Consider the following 15,709-nt stretch of genomic DNA (forward strand, 5'->3'; position numbering starts at 1 on the left):
CGTTCAGGGGATATTGTCAGGGCATGCCGTCACTTTGTCGAAATTGTCTGACGCCCTTCGAAACGGGCAACCGTTGCCCGTCTTGCGGGCGGCCGCGCGTCATTGCTCATCCTGAGCTTTGGGATTTGAGCATTGCTCATATGGATTGTGACGCGTTTTACGCCAGTGTGGAAAAACGTGACAATCCTGAGCTGGCAGACAAACCGGTGATCGTTGGCGGGGGGCGGCGCGGTGTGGTCTCGACGGCCTGTTACATTGCGCGGATGCGCGGTGTTCGCTCGGCTATGCCAATGTTTCAGGCGCTCAAAAAATGCCCGGATGCTGTGGTCGTAAAACCACGCATGGACGTATACGTAGAAACCTCCAAGGCGATTCGGGCGATCATGGAGGAGATGACCCCGTCAATTGAGCCGCTCTCCTTGGACGAAGCCTTTATGGACCTGACAGGAACCACACGTTTGCACGGCGTTCCGCCCGCAATCAAGTTGGCACAACTGGTCAAACGCATGAAAGACGAACTCGGGGTGACCGGATCCATCGGCCTGTCACACAACAAATTTCTCGCTAAAATCGCATCAGATTTAGACAAGCCCAATGGGTTCTCTGTGATCGGCAAAGCCGAAACCGAGAGCTTCTTGCGCCCCAAACCTGTGCGCCTGATCTGGGGCGTTGGTAGTGTCGCCCAAGACGCGCTGGAACGTGCGGGCATTCGAACCTTCGAAGACCTGTTGCGCTGGGAGCGCGAGGACCTGTCACAGAGGTTTGGATCAATGGGCGAGCGGCTCTGGCATCTCGCCAGAGGGCAGGACCATCGCAGCGTGAAACGCAATGCTCCGATCAAATCGATCTCAAATGAAACCACGTTTTTCGAAGATACAGGGCACACAGACATCCTTGATGGTCACCTCTGGCGGCTCTGCGAAAAGGTCTCTGATAGGGCCAAAGCGCGCGGATTGGCGGGGCGGGTGGTGACGCTCAAGCTCAAGGATTCCAAGTTCAAGTTGATCACGCGGCGCGTCACTTTGCCCGATGCCACCCAAATCGCTGATCGGATTTACCGCACGTCTCGCTCTTTGTTCGATCAGGTTCCCGGCGAGGGCCCGTATCGGCTCATTGGGGCCGGTATTTCTGATCTGGTCCCAGAAGATGATGCGGATCGGGCGGGCGATTTGCTTGATCCCAAGGCCGGAACCCGTGCCCAAGCGGAACGAGCCACCGACGAAATCAGGGCCCGTTTTGGCGAAAACGCAATCGTCAAAGGGCGATCTTTGCGGTAGGGGCTGCGCTACAAAAGCTGATCTTCTTCGTCGATCGCATCAAACCCCAGTGCTTCAAGCCCACCTTCGAGGTTGTCGACCAGATGCGGGGTTCCAATCAAGTAATCCGCTGTTGGGGTCGATGCTTCCGCCAACGCGGTCGAAAAGGCCTCTTGCAACTCTTCTGCTTCAAAGGCCCCGCGCCCAATCCACATCACCGCCACCAAGGCTGCTTGCTCTTCGACATCCATGCGGTCGATAAACGCACGTAATTCGCCCTCAGCTCGGTCCAATTCCCGCGCCATTACGATGACGGCGGCAACTTTTCGGACGGCTAGTTTGTCGCCGATACTTCCCATGTCGCGTCTCCTGAAAGGTTTATGACAGTTCTTCTCAGGGATTTTGCGTCGGACACCAAAACCGCGCCTTGATCTTGCGCAAGTCAGATCGTGGCCGTTGCAGAGCAAAATGAGAAGGTCCGGTCTGAGCCCAATCTACTGTATGCCGCGAGGTGCATGAATGTCGGCTTTCAAGCTTTCCTATTGGAATTTCCGCCGCTTGAAGGCTCTCACGTCAGCGGTAGATAGCTTGAACCACTCACCGTTGGCGCGATGATCTGCAAAACGGCGGTGCCAGTAAGTCTCGATGCCTGGTGGGTCGTCAGTTTTAATGGCATGAACAAGTTCGACCTTCTCGGGGAGCGCAATGCTAATTTGCTTCACGCGTTTCTCCAGTTCGTCGCTGCGACCAATTTTGAAATGATCACCCGACTGTAGGAGATAGACCCAGCCATCCGACATTTTTGCTGTGGTGGCACCATCTTTGGAAGCCTGAGAGGCAATCACTTCAGGCAAGATTGAGACGAGGTCTTCCTCACCTCGTTCAATAGCGCGATCTCTGAGAGCGACAATAACCCCATTCTTACTGCCAAAATGCTTGGCAAAAGTATTATGGCTGAGAAAACTAGGGGTTTCCCTGGCATAAAAGCGCAGTTCAGCGCTTGAAGGAGGCTTGCCGTAGTGGCGGCAGACCTCGGCATATTTGTCCAAAACATGATCACTTGAAAGGCGACCCTGCTTCTTGTTCGGCACCAAGCCAGCATCGGCTACCGCGTCATTCCAGCGGAGCCACAGCTTTCCATACCAGTCGCTTTCCGCGATTCCAGTCTCTTGATGAAACGGGGCCTTGCCAGGCGCTTTGCCCCCGTTCTTTTCAGCAAGGCGTTTGATCTCACTTATTATATGTTCTTTCATGGCAAGAGCTTCGACAGTGGTGTGTAGGGTGTCAAGTCGTTGCGACCGGAAACTAGAGCCACATAAATCAAAAGCAGTTATTGATTTGAAATTGAACGACGGCAGCTTCGTCCGCGATGCCGTCATTTGCCGCACTCACCCTTGCCAACGTCCCATCTCTCCGCCATTCTTAACGCTGGGCAGACGATGGCGTCGTCAGTTATATGCCCTTTTCCGTCCTGCACGCCGGGACCTTGCTTTGCCGATGCGGTGGGGGAGGGTTTCCCACCCGTCACAGGAGGGTTTCATGGAACGTCCCCAGCAGTATCGTTTTCACCAAGGTGAAAAAACGCTTCCCTTTGCCGACGCGGAATATGACGCGCGGCTGGCGCAGTTGCGCGCCGAGATGGCCAACCAAGGCATCCATGCCTGTGTGTTCACCTCGATGCATAACATCGCCTACTATTCCGGCTTTTTGTATTGCAGCTTTGGCCGCCCTTACGGGTTGGTCGTCACGTCAAGTGACAGCGTGACCATCAGCGCCGGTATTGATGCCGCGCAACCATGGCGGCGCAGCCATGCCGACAACATCACCTATACCGATTGGCAGCGGAACAATTATTGGCGCGCGATCCTATCCGTTACCGGGCCGGGCAAGGTTGTCGGTTATGAAGGTGATCACCTGACCCTTGCTCAAAACGCGCTGCTGAACGAATTCTTGTCCCCAAGCGCGACACATGACATCGCTCCGGCCACCATGCGTCAGCGGATGCATAAATCGGCGGCTGAGATTGAGCTGATCCGGCATGGTGCGCAGGTTGCCGATGTGGGGGGCTTTGCGATCCGCGATGCGATCAAACCGGGCCTCCGTGAGATCGACATCGCCATCGCCGGTCGCGATGCGATGGAGCTGGAAATCGCCAAACGATTCCCCGATGCGGAGTACCGCGACACATGGGTGTGGTTCCAATCGGGCATCAACACCGATGGGGCGCATAATCCGGTGACTGCGCGCGAATTGCAGCGCGGCGATATACTGTCACTGAACACATTCCCCATGATTTCAGGCTATTACACCGCTCTTGAACGCACGCTCTTTGTCCAAGAGGTCGACGCCGCCAGCCTGAAAATTTGGGAGGCCAATGTCGCCGCGCACGAATACGGGATGTCTTTGCTGACACCCGGAGCGAGTTGCAGCGACATCACCGAGCAAATCAACACCTTCTTTGCCGAACGCGATTTGCTGCAATACCGGACCTTTGGGTACGGCCATAGTTTCGGTGTTCTGTCCCATTATTATGGGCGCGAGGCCGGGCTGGAATTGCGCGAAGACATCGACACAGTCCTAGAACCCGGCATGGTGATCAGCATGGAACCCATGTTGACCATTCCAGAAGGCCAACCGGGGGCCGGAGGATACCGCGAACACGATATTCTGGTGATTACCGAAAACGGCAACGACAATATCACCGGCTATCCCTATGGCCCTGAAACCAACGTGGTTGGCTGATCTACTGACCAAGGCGGCCAAGCTGACCCATCTTGGCCGCCCATTTATCGACCTGTCCGGGCTTGGGTGACCCGGCCTGAGCGAGCCAGGTAAACCGTGCTGGTTTGATGCCCACAAAGTCCATCACCTGTTTTTTGATCTGCTTCTGAAAAGCATCGCCATATACAAGTCGCTGAAAGATGCGCGGCGTGTCAGAGGTGATGATCACCCGCCCGGAGCGCCCAGTCAGCATTGGGGCCGGTAGCCCAAGGAAGTTGGGGTTGCGGGTGTCAAACGCCCGCCCGGTCATCAGAGCCCGATCCAACAAAGCCTTGGTTTTGGCCGGGTAACTTCCCCACCACATCGGCATGGTCATCACAAGATGATCGGACCATTCAATCCCCTGCATAAAACTTTCCAAATCCGGCTCTAGCGGTTTGGTGTGTCGGTAATGGGTTTGTCCAAAGTCCGGATCAAACGACATCTGTGACAATGACATCGCTCGGACATCATGGCCGCCGCTTTGGGCAGCGGCTTGGTACGTGGTCGCCAAATGCGCGTTTAGCGTGTTGGCAACGGGGTGGGCATCAAAGACGAAAATTTTGCGTGGCATTGTTGGGCTCCAATAAATGACTGCGGTCAATATTCACCAAAAATGACCACGGTCAATACTAAAATTTGACCATGGTCGAAATTTGTGCAGAGTGAGCCCATGAACAAACCAATTCAAAAACGCACCTTGCAAACCCGCGCCCGCCTTCTCGAAGCAGCCCGGCAAGTGGTTGAAGAAACAGGCTATCCTGCCCTGCGGACCGAGGAAGTGGTCAAACGCGCAGGCACCGCCAAAGGCACATTCTTCGCCCATTTCCCCGACAAAGACGCGCTGATGGATCATTTGATCGGAGCTGATCTGGATGCGATTTTGGATCATATGCAGGCGGGTTCCGCCCCAAACTCGGTTGTGCAGCTGGTCGAATCACTGATGCCATTGCTTCGCTATATGGGGGCCGAGCGCGAGGTTTTTGACGTGATCATCCGCCGCTCTGGCGCGGCTGCGATTGAAGATATTGGCCCCATCGCCAAAACCTTTGAACGACAGGTTGTCTTGCTGATGCAATGGCTCGACAATTCGGCTTTTCGCCGCGATGTCGGGCCTGATTTACTGGCCGAAGGGGTACAGGCGTTTGTTGTACAAACCATTGCGTTGAACTTTTGCTCACTGCACAACACGGTCGATCTTCCCGATCGCCTGAGACCGTATTTGGAAGCCTGGCTTACTCCTAGCCCCTCGTAACCCTCTGGTGTTACGATAGAAAACCGGCACCATTTCAAAACCAGATCACAGAAGCGCTAAAGATCAACCCGACCAAACGCCCACCTTTTGGGTGTCACCCAACAGGCGGTTTTCACCTCTGGTCTAACCGACCTGTCTAACAGGCCTATCAGCTCGTGAGCCGCGCCGTCTCTGGTGGAGCTTCGGCTAAAAACGGCGTGAGGCTATCGACAAAAGCATCGATAAAATCCAAGACCACAGGCGTGCGCGTGCCCGTTGCGGGGCGTAAAATTGACAGACGATGATAGATTTGTGGATCGAACGGCCGGATCACCAATCCGCTGTCTCGGAATTGCTCCGCATCCAACGCGCTAACCACCGACGCCCCCATGCCTTCGGCCACCATTGTGCAAGCTGTTGTAAATTGGCGCACCTCAATCAAGCTGTTAATCTCAACGCCAGCATCAGCAAAGGCACGGCTCAGCCGATAATAAAACCGACTGTCCCGCCGGGTATGAATCAACCGTTCCTTGGCCAGATCAATCGGAGCAATGCGCGGTTTATTCGCCAAAGCATGGCCCTTGGGCAAAATACAGACTGATTTGACATACAAGTCCTGGCTTTCGGTCGCCGGATGCCCGGCAAAGCCGTCGGTCAGCCCGCAATCATATTGCTCACCGATGATCCATTCCAGAATCCGCTCTGGCCGATCCGGTTCAAGGGTCACCGTAACTCCGGGCCGATCGCGCAAGAATTCCACCAGCACTTTGGGCAAATGGCTCGTCGCAAATCCCGGCAAACAGGCGATCCGAATGTGCCCTGCCGTGCGTTCGGTCAGATCGCGACGCAGGTCTTCGAGATGATCCAAACTGTCCAAAATGCGATTCACTTCGGTTAGCAAATATCGCGACTCACTTGTGGGTTCGAGCACGCCGCGCCGCCGCTCAAACAGCTCAAACCCGATGGATTTGGCAAAATCAGACAGTAATCTGCTAACTGCGGGTTGTGACACGCCTAAATTTTTGGCGGCTCGTGTAATATTACCGGCTTCTGCTACAGCACGGAACGCCTCAAGCTGTCTTAGCTGAAATTTCAATGACTTACCCCCGTTTCACATAGCTTACCGCAGACCACCCTTTCACTCAAGTTATAACGTAATGTTATGGTTGGTTTACAAATGTTTCACTTGAATTATCAATGTGCTTAGCAAATGCTCAGAGTTACAACTCAAATTGTTGTTGTCAGGGAGACACTCAATGACCTTCACCAAATCGCTTTTGGCGAGCACCGTTTTCATGGGTGCCCTCGCCAGCACGGCCTATGCACAGACCGAAGTTACCTGGTGGCACGCCATGGGCGGCGCCAATGGCGAGCGCGTTGACAAGATCGCGGCCGATTTCAATGCCAGCCAGGACGAGTACACCGTCACCCCCGCCTACAAAGGCAACTACACGGAAACCATGACCGCCGCGATTGCCGCGTTCCGTGCTGGCGAACAGCCGCACCTCGTTCAGGTTTTCGAAGTTGGCACAGCAACAATGATGGCCGCCAAGGGCGCGATCTATCCGGTTGAACAGCTGATGGCCGATGCGGGCGAACCCTTTAACGGTGACGATTATTTGCCAGCGGTTGTGTCCTATTACGAGACACCAGAAGGCGAACTCCTGTCGATGCCTTTCAACAGCTCGACCCCAGTTCTGTGGTACAACGCCGATGCGCTCAAGGCCGCCGGTGTCGAAGCGCCCACCACTTGGGATGAGGTCGAAGCCGCCTCTGCCGCGCTGGTTGCCAATGGCATGAAATGCGGCATTTCCTTTGGCTGGCAGTCATGGGTCATGCTGGAAAACTACTCTGCGTGGCACAACATGGAGCTGGGCACAAAAGAGAACGGCTTTGCCGGGTTCGACACTGAGTTCACCTTTAACAACGACAAAGTTGCAGCGCGTTTGCAATCGGTTGCCGACATGCAGGCCGACAACAAATTCGTTTACGGCGGTCGTCGCGGTGACAGCCTTCCGATGTTCACCAACGGCGAATGCGGCATGTGGATGAACTCGTCTGCCTACTACGGTTCGATCAAATCCCAAGCCAAGTTCGAGTTCGGTCAAACCATGCTGCCGCTCGACACCAAGCTGGCTGATGCGCCGCAAAACTCCATCATCGGTGGCGCGACCCTCTGGGCGCTGGCCGGTCATGAGGACGAAGAGTACAAAGGTCTGGCCAAGTTCCTGACATACCTGTCTTCGCCTGAGGTTCAGGCTTGGTGGCATCAGGAAACCGGCTATGTGCCAATCACCAAAGCCGCTGCTGAGCTGAGCGCCGAACAGGGCTTCTATGAAAGCAACCCCGGCACTGACACCGCGATCAAACAGCTGAGCCTGAACATTCCCACAGCCAACTCTCGTGGCTTGCGCTTTGGTAACTTTGTTCAGATCCGCGACGTGATCAACGAAGAAATGGAAGCTCTCTGGGCCGGCAACGCCACCGCCCAAGAGGCGCTGGACAATGCTGCGTCACGTGGCAACGAGCTGCTGCGCAAATTTGAGCGCTCAGCCAAGTAAGTCTCCGTTTCAGTGATCTGGCCCGGCAGCCAAGTGTTGCCGGGCTTTTTCTGCCCTCTGTCCCCCGAGATCCAATGCTCAAACGCGTTCACTTTCCGGCCTCTGTCCTGCCCTACCTTTTGGTGGCTCCGCAGGTCATTATCACACTGATCTTCTTTATCTGGCCAGCCAGTCAAGCGGTGTATCAGTCATTCCTCATCGAAGATGCCTTTGGTCTGTCGACCGAATTCGTTTGGTTCGAAAACTTCGAATACCTTTGGGGCGATAAACATTATCGCGGGGCTTTTGGCCGCACGATTTTCTTTTCTGCCAGCGTGGCCTTCCTGTCGATGAGCTTTGCGCTGATCCTGGCAGGGTTTGCAGATCGCGTGGTGCGCGGCTCTACGGCCTATCGCACCCTATTGATATGGCCCTATGCCGTCGCGCCGGTGCTGGCCGGTGCGCTGTTCGTGTTCATGTTCAACCCGACGATCGGCATCTTCCCCTACATACTCGAAATGATCGGATATGATTGGAATCATTACCTAAACGGCGGCCAAGCCATGTTCCTGGTTATTGTTGCCGCCGCTTGGAAACAGGTTGCCTATAACTTCCTCTTCTACCTCGCTGCGATGCAATCCATCCCCAAATCCATCACCGAAGCCGCCGCCATTGATGGTGCTGGGCCAATCCGACGCTTTGCCACCATCATATTTCCACTGATCTCTCCGACCACGTTTTTCCTTCTGGTGATCAACGCCACTTACGCCTTCTTTGAAACCTTTGGCATCATCCATGCCATCACCCAAGGTGGCCCTGCGAACTCAACCACGACGCTGGTCTACAAGGTTTATAACGACGGGTTTGTCGGCCTTGATCTGGGCGGATCCGCAGCACAGTCGGTCATTTTAATGGTTATGGTGATCGCGATGACGGTGATCCAGTTCCGCTTCATCGAAAAGAGGGTCCAGTACTGATGGTCGAAAACCGCCCCCTTCTGGCGATCCTGTCGCATTTGATCCTCTTGCTCGGAGTGGCGATGGTCGCCCTGCCGGTCTGGATTACCTTTGTCGGTGCCAGCCACGAGGCTGAGCGCATGATGCAAACCCCAATTCCCATGTGGCCCGGCGACCAGTTCCTTGTGAACCTTAAACAAACCTTTTGGGGCTCGGGCTTGTCGGGCACCAAGACCGCGCCGGTTTGGATGATGATGTTCAATTCGCTGATCATGGCGCTGATGATTGCGGTGGGCAAAATCGCCATCTCTCTCCTCTCTGCTTTTGCGATTGTGTATTTCAAGTTTCCGTTCCGCATGGCGTTCTTTTGGATGATCTTCATCACCCTGATGCTCCCGGTTGAGGTCCGCATCCTGCCCACCTTCGAAGTCATCGCCGATCTTGGCATGCTCAACAGCTATTGGGGCCTCACCGTGCCCTTGATCGCCTCGGCAACGGCGACGTTCATGTTCCGCCAAGTCTTCCTCACCATCCCTGATGAGATGCTGGAAAGTGCGCGGATCGACGGGGCTGGCCCGATGCGGTTTTTCTGGGATATCGTCATTCCCCTCAGCCGCACCAATATTGCCGCGCTGTTTGTCATCCTGTTCATTTATGGCTGGAACCAATACCTCTGGCCGCTTTTGGTCACGACCGACAGCGACATGTCGACCATCGTGGTTTCGATCAAGCAAATGCTTGAAGCGGCTGAACAATCTCCACAATGGAACATCATCATGATGACCGCTCTGCTGGCCATGGTGCCACCGATTTTTGTGGTCATCGCAATGCAAAAGCTCTTTGTGCAAGGGCTGACGGAAACCGATAAATAAGGCGGCGCAGCATATGGCTGGTATCAAGCTCGACACCCTCACAAAATCCTACGCGGACACGCAGGTTTTGCACCATATCACCGCCGAGATCGAGGACGGTGAATTTGTTGTCATCGTTGGCCCGTCCGGCTGTGGGAAATCCACGCTGTTACGAATGGTGGCAGGTCTGGAAACGGTCAGCTCTGGCGACGTGTATATTGGCGACAAACGGGTCAATGATCTGGAACCGGCGGATCGTGACATCGCTATGGTGTTCCAGAACTACGCGCTCTACCCGCACATGAGCGTCCGCCAAAACATGGCCTATGGCCTGAAAATTCGCAAACTCGCCAAGGATGAAATCAATCGACGCGTTCAAGACGCCGCTGATATTCTTGAAATAGGTCAATACCTTGATCGCAAACCGCGCCAACTTTCAGGTGGTCAGCGCCAGCGCGTCGCCATGGGCCGCGCCATCGTCCGAGACCCGCAAGTATTCTTGTTTGACGAACCTCTCTCCAACCTGGACGCCAAATTGCGCGTCCAAATGCGACTCGAAATTCGCAAATTGCAAAAGCGCCTCGGCGTGACGTCCATCTTTGTGACCCATGATCAGGTTGAAGCCATGACATTAGGCGACCGTCTGATGGTCCTGAACGGTGGCTATGTTGAACAATTCGGCACGCCCATTGAACTATACGAGCGGCCCGCATCGGTTTTTGTCGCCGGTTTCATTGGTTCGCCCGCGATGAACTTCATCCCCAGTACCGCCACAAATGGCACGGTGAGCATGCCAAACGGCATCAGCTTGGACACCGGCCAAGACGTCTCCGGGCCTGTCCTTCTCGGTGTGCGCCCCGAGCATCTGACACCTGACGCAACCGGGCATTTCAAAATGACCATCGAGATGCTTGAACATCTGGGCGGAGTGACATTGCTCCACGGGACGCTGGCCGGTACAGACCTTCAAATTGTGGCAAGCCTTAACGGGATCACCCAGCATATCGTCGGCGAAGAACTCACCCTGTCTGCGCCGACCTACAACTTACATCTGTTTGATCCCGAGACAGAAAAACGGATCGGGGCCTGACTTATGTCAGACCCTCTTGCCCTCTTGCGCAAAGCGCCCGGCATTGTTCGCTTGCACGGCCATCGTGCTGCGCGCGGGGTGCTGCCTGAAAATACCTTGATGGCCTTTCAACAGGTCTTTGACACTGGCGTGCAGGTGGTTGAGCTGGATGTCCTGACCACAGCGGATGGTATTCCAGTCATCACCCACAACCCCGCGCTCATGGCCGCCTCGACCCGCGACCCCAATGGGCTTTGGCTGTCACAAGACGGCCCTCGTGTGATTGATTTGACCTATGAAGAGCTGCGGCGCTACGACGTTGGCGGGCTGCGTGCAGGTACAGATTACGCCAATCGCTATCCCGATCAGGCCTTTCTCACGGGCCAAACCATTCCCAAACTCTCTGACCTCTGCGCCTTGGTGAATGAGCCACAATACCGTCATATCTGGCTCAATCTCGAAGTTAAAAGCGACCCAACAAAACCGGACAACACCCCGGCGCTTGGCGAATATACTGCGACAATCATTGACACGCTTACGCATTACAACCTAAAAACCCGCGTTATATTTCAAAGCTTTAACTGGAATGTTCTAGAGCAGGCAAAACGCCTTTCCCCAAGCCTCCCACGGTCTTATCTGAGTTACGACCCCAAACCGAATGCGCCCATGGATGCCAATACTTTCGAAGGATCCCCATGGATGGCTGGGGCGTCTTTGGCCGAACATGGCGGTTCGCTTGCGCATGTTGTTGCGGCGCAGGGAGGGGCCGTTTGGAGCCCCTATTTCGCCGATATCACCGCCGAAAAAGTCGCGACAGCGCAGAGCTTGGGCCTCATTGTAAACGCCTGGACGCCCAACACCGCCCACGACATCCAAGCAACGATTGATGCTGGGGTTGATGGGATCATCACCGATTATCCGGGCCGGGCACAGCGATTGCTGCTTTCACAGGGTTTGACCTGGCGCGACGACATCCGCCCCTTTGCCGAGGCACCCTAATTTATGGAACCCCTCTCTGATCTGACGGCGCATCAAGCGTTTGACCGCTATGAAACCGTGCGCGCCCGTCTCCCAGACGCCAGCTTTCCAACCAGCTCACGCAGGGCAGCCAATCTGGCGGAATTGGCGGAACATTTTGATGCCTTTGTGCTTGATGCCTTTGGCGTTCTCAACCGTGGCGATGATCCAATTCCCGGCGCGCCTGAACGCATCGCTGAGCTGCGAGCGATGGGTAAACAACTTATCGTTTTGACCAATGCAGCCAGCTATACGCGTGATCAACTGCTGGCAAAATACCGCCATCTTGGGTTTGATTTCACCGCAGACGAGGTGGTTTCAAGCCGTGATGTCGCTCTGGCTTCGCTGCCAATTTTGCCAGACGGGCGCCCCTGGGCTGCGGCTTCGCTTCTTGATGACAGTTTCAAAGACAGCCCGTTTCCGCTTGAGCATTTGCACAAGGATCCATCGTTATATCAAAGGGCTGGCGGTTTTATCCTTCTGTCCAGCAGCGGTTGGAGTGCTTCCGAAACCAAGTCACTTGCAGACGCGTTGCAAGCCAGTCCCAGGCCGTTGATTGTTGCCAACCCCGATTTGGTCGCGCCGCGCGGCGATGGGCTTACCATGGAGCCAGGCACCATCGCCCATCACATCGCAGACGCCTTGGGCGTGTCGCCCGACTTCTATGGCAAACCCTTTGCCAATGCTTTTCAGGTCGCATCAATCCTGCTTCGTGACGTCGAACCAAACCGCATCGCGATGGTTGGCGATACGCTGCATACGGACATTTTGGGCGGAGCGGCAGCGGGGTTTGGCACCGTGCTCATCACAGACCATGGCCTTTTTCAGGGGGTCGATGTTGCGCCATTCATCACCCGGTCGGGCATCCAACCGGACTGGATTGTGCCGACAACTTAGAGCCGCTGGCCGTTTGCATCGAAATAAAAACGTTTTTCGGCGGGGGCAGACACCCAAAGCTCATCGCCAATCCGTGCCGAGTGCTGACCAAAAAGCCGCAAAGTAATGTCACTGTCACCGGTTTTCAGGATGACATTTGTATCGCCGCCAAGCGCTTCGACATGGGCAACTTTGCCGTTGATGTCCCCCTGTGGGTCGACACGCAGGTCTTCGGGCCGAATGCCCATGATGCGCGGATCGGCCTGATCAACAACGGATGCGGGCATGAAGTTCATCGAAGGCGAGCCCAGGAAACCGGCCACAAATTGATTGGCGGGGTTGTTGTAAAGATCCATCGGACTTCCAACCTGTTCAACGCGGCCATCCCGCAGCACAACAATCTTGTCGGCAAGCGTCATCGCTTCGGTTTGATCATGGGTCACATAGATCATCGAGGCGGACAGCTGCCGGTGCAGATTCGAAATTTCTATCCTCGTGTTCATCCGCAGCGCGGCATCTAGGTTAGAGAGAGGTTCGTCAAATAGAAACAATTTGGGCTGACGCACGATGGCGCGACCAATGGCGACACGCTGACGTTGCCCGCCCGAAAGCTCGGAGGGATAGCGTTTGAGATAGTCTTCGAGGTTAAGCATCCGCGACGCCTCTGCGACACGGGCGTCGATTTCGTCCTTGCTTTGCCCTTCTTGTTTGAGCGCCAAAGTCATGTTGCCACGCACGTTCAGATGCGGGTAAAGCGCGTAGCTTTGAAAGACCATGGCGATCCCACGTTTGGCGGGTGGGGTGTGGTTAACCACTTGCCCACCAATCTGAATTTCGCCGGCACTGGCATCTTCGAGACCGGCTATCACCCGCAACAGTGTCGATTTTCCACACCCTGATGGGCCAACAAAGACGACGAATTCACCGTCTTCCACTTCGAGGTTAATGTCTTTTAGAACATGGGTCTTGCCAAAGGATTTGTGGACGCCTGTCAAGGAAAGAGCGGTCATTGGGAGATCTCCTCTCGCGTGGTCGTCAGCTCAACCGGCTGGCCACTTCGGATGCTTTGGTCAGCGGCCAGGCAAATCGCAAGCGATTGCACCGCGTCATTCATATGTCGTGCAAGGTCAATGTCTTCGGCAATGGCGCGCAGCATAAAGGCTTGCTCAGCATCACAGAGGTCTTGGTGGCCCGGTTCATCCGGCAGATCAATCAGCCTGTCGCCCTCAGGACGATGTACCAGCAATCCACCAACCGCAGTGTGCCCGTCAACATCTGCAGAGGCGCCTTTGTTGCCATCCGTAATGGACACCGAGCCATTCGGGCTCACCACATCTTTGACGAAAAACGCCGTTTCGGACATCATCGGGCCCCAACCGGCTTCGTACCAACCGATGGACCCATCGGCGAATATGACCTGAAACTGCCCGTAATTGTACATATTGGGGTCGATCTCATCCGAGAGCCGCAGGCCCATACCGTGGACACGTACCGGCGTGGCATCGGTGATCTGGCACATCACATCAACATAATGCACACCGCAATCCACGATGGGCGATGTGGTCTGCATCAAGGCTTTATGCGTCTCCCACTCGGCACCCGTGCTTTGTTGATTGAGGTTCATACGAAACACAAACGGGCCGCCCAAATTGCGCGCCTCTTGGATCAATCGCACCCAAGACGGGTGGTGGCGCAGGATGTAGCCAACAACCAATTTGCATCCTGTCGCCTGAGCCTTGGCAACAGTTCGGCTGGCATCCTCCACTGTCATCGCCAGTGGTTTTTCGACAAAGACATGCGCTCCGGCCTCCATCGCGGCGATGGCATAGTCGGCGTGGGTCTCGGTATAGGTGGCGATCACCACCAGATCGGGCTTGGTATCCGCCAAGGCTTGATGAAAGTCCGAAAAGACAGGGTATTGGCGCAGATCAGCATGAGCCACCGTACCAGAGCGGCTCACCAAACCCACGATCTGCGCGTCGGGGTGGTTGTGGTGGGCCAGCGCGTGGGATGCCCCCATATTGCCAAGGCCTGCAATCAAAACACGGACCGTCATCGCACAACCTCTGGATCATGCGCGCAACTGATCATGTGATCTCCATAGAGGACATACTCTGCACCAGTCGCGCTAACGGCCCGTAAAACATTGCTAAAAACGGGAACCTCGCCCCAGCGGCATTCCGGTTGATCGGGATCGACCACAGCAACCACCTTGATGTTGCTCTGCTCGAATTGCCAACTTTGATGGCTGTTTTTAGCATGCTGTGAAGACGGGCATACAAGGGCGATAACGCGTTTGGTCATTTCACCGCCCCCGAAGTCAGGCCGCGGATCAGCTGGCGCGAAAAGATCACATAGAGGATCAGAACCGGCAGGATCGCCATCGAGAGGGCCGAGAGCACCGCGTTCCAATCGGTGACGAACTGGCCGATGAAGACTTGCGAGCCGAGGGTCAGGGTTTTGACCTCTTCCGCCGGGGCGAGGATCAGCGGGAACCACAGGTCGTTCCAGATCGGGATCATGTTGAACACCGCGACGGTGGCCATGGCCGGGCGCACGAGGGGCAGGACGAGGCGGAAAAAGATGGTGTATTCGCTTAGCCCATCAATGCGACCGGCGTTTTTGAGGTCTTCGGAGACCTGTCGCATGAATTCAGAGAGGATGAAGACCGCGAGCGGCAACCCTTGGGCCGTGTAAACGAGGATCAGCGCCCAGAGCGTGTTTACCAACCCGGTTTGCACCATCATTTCAAGGATCGCGACGGTGCCGATACGGATCGGTATCATGATGCCGAGCGCCAGATAGAGACCCATCAACATGTTGCCCTTAAAGCGATATTCGCTAAGCGCATAGGCGGCCATGGCCCCGAAAAGCAGAATGAAAAACAGCGACCCGACAGTGACGATAAAACTGTTTTGAAAGTAGAGAAAGAAGTCGCCCTGTTTCAGAACGGTTTGATAACCAACCAGTGAAAAGCTCTCGGCATCTGGCAGGGCCAGCGGTTCGCGAAAGATCTTTTTCCGGGTCTTGAAGCTATTGATCAGGATCACAAAAACCGGGAACAGCGCGATTAACGTGTAGGCGATCAAGGCACCATGCATGGCGACGGCGTTGAACGGATTTGAGCGTGCTTTGTTCATCTTTGCGCCT

The 15,709-nt window shown here is 55.3% G+C and carries 17 protein-coding genes; 9 read left to right on the forward strand and 8 right to left on the reverse strand.

The features are described 5' to 3' along the window. Window positions 1-23 precede the first annotated feature (23 nt). Window positions 24-1,277, forward strand: a complete 1,254-nt coding sequence (locus ACRBB0_RS02045) for a DNA polymerase IV (protein WP_431372729.1) — start codon at window positions 24-26, stop codon at window positions 1,275-1,277. Between the two features lie 8 nt (window positions 1,278-1,285). Here ACRBB0_RS02045 and ACRBB0_RS02050 read toward each other — a convergent pair whose 3' ends face one another. Both ACRBB0_RS02050 and ACRBB0_RS02055 read right to left on the reverse strand, forming a co-directional pair. Continuing rightward, on the reverse strand, window positions 1,286-1,615 hold the full coding sequence (locus ACRBB0_RS02050; RefSeq protein ID WP_431372730.1) for a DUF3775 domain-containing protein: 330 nt from the start codon (window positions 1,613-1,615) through the stop codon (window positions 1,286-1,288). 180 nt (window positions 1,616-1,795) lie between these two features. After that, window positions 1,796-2,509, reverse strand: coding sequence for a GIY-YIG nuclease family protein (locus ACRBB0_RS02055; protein WP_431372731.1), 714 nt, complete (start codon window positions 2,507-2,509; stop codon window positions 1,796-1,798). Between the two features lie 286 nt (window positions 2,510-2,795). On the opposite strand from ACRBB0_RS02055, the gene ACRBB0_RS02060 reads away from it, so the two are divergent. After that, on the forward strand, window positions 2,796-3,998 hold the full coding sequence (locus tag ACRBB0_RS02060; RefSeq protein ID WP_431372732.1) for a M24 family metallopeptidase: 1,203 nt from the start codon (window positions 2,796-2,798) through the stop codon (window positions 3,996-3,998). A gap of 1 nt (window position 3,999) precedes the next feature. Here ACRBB0_RS02060 and ACRBB0_RS02065 read toward each other — a convergent pair whose 3' ends face one another. After that, the gene (locus ACRBB0_RS02065; RefSeq protein ID WP_431372733.1) at window positions 4,000-4,590 is read right to left on the reverse strand and encodes an NAD(P)H-dependent oxidoreductase; all 591 of its coding nucleotides are present in this window, start codon (window positions 4,588-4,590) and stop codon (window positions 4,000-4,002) included. Between the two features lie 99 nt (window positions 4,591-4,689). Here ACRBB0_RS02065 and ACRBB0_RS02070 point away from each other — a divergent pair, with 99 nt between their 5' ends. After that, window positions 4,690-5,271, forward strand: a complete 582-nt coding sequence (locus ACRBB0_RS02070) for a TetR/AcrR family transcriptional regulator (protein ID WP_431372734.1) — start codon at window positions 4,690-4,692, stop codon at window positions 5,269-5,271. A 148-nt stretch (window positions 5,272-5,419) separates the two neighbouring features. On the opposite strand, the gene ACRBB0_RS02075 is transcribed toward ACRBB0_RS02070, so the two are convergent. Next, window positions 5,420-6,346 (reverse strand): LysR substrate-binding domain-containing protein, encoded by a 927-nt coding sequence (locus tag ACRBB0_RS02075; protein ID WP_431372735.1) that lies wholly within the window; start codon window positions 6,344-6,346, stop codon window positions 5,420-5,422. Between the two features lie 160 nt (window positions 6,347-6,506). On the opposite strand from ACRBB0_RS02075, the gene ugpB reads away from it, so the two are divergent. The 6 genes from ugpB to ACRBB0_RS02105 all read left to right on the forward strand — a co-directional run bounded on the left by ugpB (window position 6,507) and on the right by ACRBB0_RS02105 (window position 12,580). Beyond that, window positions 6,507-7,811, forward strand: a complete 1,305-nt coding sequence (gene ugpB / locus ACRBB0_RS02080) for a sn-glycerol-3-phosphate ABC transporter substrate-binding protein UgpB (RefSeq protein ID WP_431372736.1) — start codon at window positions 6,507-6,509, stop codon at window positions 7,809-7,811. 74 nt (window positions 7,812-7,885) lie between these two features. Further along, window positions 7,886-8,767 carry a sn-glycerol-3-phosphate ABC transporter permease UgpA gene (gene ugpA, locus ACRBB0_RS02085; RefSeq protein WP_431372737.1) on the forward strand — a complete coding sequence of 294 codons (882 nt, stop codon included), beginning with the start codon at window positions 7,886-7,888 and terminating at the stop codon, window positions 8,765-8,767. After that, window positions 8,767-9,618, forward strand: coding sequence for a sn-glycerol-3-phosphate ABC transporter permease UgpE (gene ugpE / locus ACRBB0_RS02090; RefSeq protein WP_431372738.1), 852 nt, complete (start codon window positions 8,767-8,769; stop codon window positions 9,616-9,618). Before ugpA ends, ugpE begins: the two co-directional genes overlap by 1 nt. A gap of 13 nt (window positions 9,619-9,631) precedes the next feature. Continuing rightward, window positions 9,632-10,687 (forward strand): sn-glycerol-3-phosphate import ATP-binding protein UgpC, encoded by a 1,056-nt coding sequence (locus tag ACRBB0_RS02095; RefSeq protein WP_431372739.1) that lies wholly within the window; start codon window positions 9,632-9,634, stop codon window positions 10,685-10,687. Window positions 10,688-10,690: 3 nt separating this feature from the next. After that, window positions 10,691-11,665 carry a glycerophosphodiester phosphodiesterase family protein gene (locus ACRBB0_RS02100; protein ID WP_431372740.1) on the forward strand — a complete coding sequence of 325 codons (975 nt, stop codon included), beginning with the start codon at window positions 10,691-10,693 and terminating at the stop codon, window positions 11,663-11,665. Window positions 11,666-11,668: 3 nt separating this feature from the next. Beyond that, window positions 11,669-12,580, forward strand: coding sequence for an HAD-IIA family hydrolase (locus ACRBB0_RS02105; RefSeq protein ID WP_431372741.1), 912 nt, complete (start codon window positions 11,669-11,671; stop codon window positions 12,578-12,580). On the opposite strand, the gene ACRBB0_RS02110 is transcribed toward ACRBB0_RS02105, so the two are convergent. The 4 genes from ACRBB0_RS02110 to ACRBB0_RS02125 are packed head-to-tail and all read right to left on the reverse strand — an operon-like array spanning window position 12,577 to window position 15,699. Next, entirely contained in the window at window positions 12,577-13,569 is a 993-nt protein-coding gene (locus ACRBB0_RS02110; RefSeq protein WP_431372742.1) for an ABC transporter ATP-binding protein, read from the reverse strand. The genes ACRBB0_RS02105 and ACRBB0_RS02110 overlap by 4 nt on opposite strands. Continuing rightward, entirely contained in the window at window positions 13,566-14,615 is a 1,050-nt protein-coding gene (locus ACRBB0_RS02115; RefSeq protein ID WP_431372743.1) for a Gfo/Idh/MocA family protein, read from the reverse strand. The genes ACRBB0_RS02110 and ACRBB0_RS02115 overlap by 4 nt, the downstream gene beginning before the upstream one ends. After that, a complete protein-coding gene (locus ACRBB0_RS02120) occupies window positions 14,612-14,863 on the reverse strand; it encodes a hypothetical protein (protein WP_431372744.1) in 252 nt (83 codons plus the stop codon). Before ACRBB0_RS02120 ends, ACRBB0_RS02115 begins: the two co-directional genes overlap by 4 nt. After that, window positions 14,860-15,699 carry a carbohydrate ABC transporter permease gene (locus ACRBB0_RS02125; RefSeq protein ID WP_431372745.1) on the reverse strand — a complete coding sequence of 280 codons (840 nt, stop codon included), beginning with the start codon at window positions 15,697-15,699 and terminating at the stop codon, window positions 14,860-14,862. Before ACRBB0_RS02125 ends, ACRBB0_RS02120 begins: the two co-directional genes overlap by 4 nt. Window positions 15,700-15,709 lie beyond the last annotated feature (10 nt).

It is taken from the genome of Pelagimonas sp. (assembly GCF_050633425.1).
In the GTDB taxonomy this organism is placed as follows: domain Bacteria; phylum Pseudomonadota; class Alphaproteobacteria; order Rhodobacterales; family Rhodobacteraceae; genus Pelagimonas.

Excerpts from the sequence above, each read along its gene's own strand:
- ACRBB0_RS02125 (WP_431372745.1), bottom strand. The coding sequence starts at position 15,699 with ATGAACAAAGCACGCTCAAATCCGTTCAACGCCGTCGCCATGCATGGT.
- ACRBB0_RS02045 (WP_431372729.1), top strand. The coding sequence starts at position 24 with ATGCCGTCACTTTGTCGAAATTGTCTGACGCCCTTCGAAACGGGCAAC.
- ACRBB0_RS02050 (WP_431372730.1), bottom strand. The coding sequence starts at position 1,615 with ATGGGAAGTATCGGCGACAAACTAGCCGTCCGAAAAGTTGCCGCCGTC.
- ACRBB0_RS02115 (WP_431372743.1), bottom strand. The coding sequence starts at position 14,615 with ATGACGGTCCGTGTTTTGATTGCAGGCCTTGGCAATATGGGGGCATCC.
- ACRBB0_RS02105 (WP_431372741.1), top strand. The coding sequence starts at position 11,669 with ATGGAACCCCTCTCTGATCTGACGGCGCATCAAGCGTTTGACCGCTAT.
- ugpB (WP_431372736.1), top strand. The coding sequence starts at position 6,507 with ATGACCTTCACCAAATCGCTTTTGGCGAGCACCGTTTTCATGGGTGCC.
- ACRBB0_RS02120 (WP_431372744.1), bottom strand. The coding sequence starts at position 14,863 with ATGACCAAACGCGTTATCGCCCTTGTATGCCCGTCTTCACAGCATGCT.
- ACRBB0_RS02070 (WP_431372734.1), top strand. The coding sequence starts at position 4,690 with ATGAACAAACCAATTCAAAAACGCACCTTGCAAACCCGCGCCCGCCTT.
- ACRBB0_RS02065 (WP_431372733.1), bottom strand. The coding sequence starts at position 4,590 with ATGCCACGCAAAATTTTCGTCTTTGATGCCCACCCCGTTGCCAACACG.
- ugpE (WP_431372738.1), top strand. The coding sequence starts at position 8,767 with ATGGTCGAAAACCGCCCCCTTCTGGCGATCCTGTCGCATTTGATCCTC.
- ugpA (WP_431372737.1), top strand. The coding sequence starts at position 7,886 with ATGCTCAAACGCGTTCACTTTCCGGCCTCTGTCCTGCCCTACCTTTTG.
- ACRBB0_RS02095 (WP_431372739.1), top strand. The coding sequence starts at position 9,632 with ATGGCTGGTATCAAGCTCGACACCCTCACAAAATCCTACGCGGACACG.
- ACRBB0_RS02110 (WP_431372742.1), bottom strand. The coding sequence starts at position 13,569 with ATGACCGCTCTTTCCTTGACAGGCGTCCACAAATCCTTTGGCAAGACC.
- ACRBB0_RS02100 (WP_431372740.1), top strand. The coding sequence starts at position 10,691 with ATGTCAGACCCTCTTGCCCTCTTGCGCAAAGCGCCCGGCATTGTTCGC.
- ACRBB0_RS02060 (WP_431372732.1), top strand. The coding sequence starts at position 2,796 with ATGGAACGTCCCCAGCAGTATCGTTTTCACCAAGGTGAAAAAACGCTT.
- ACRBB0_RS02055 (WP_431372731.1), bottom strand. The coding sequence starts at position 2,509 with ATGAAAGAACATATAATAAGTGAGATCAAACGCCTTGCTGAAAAGAAC.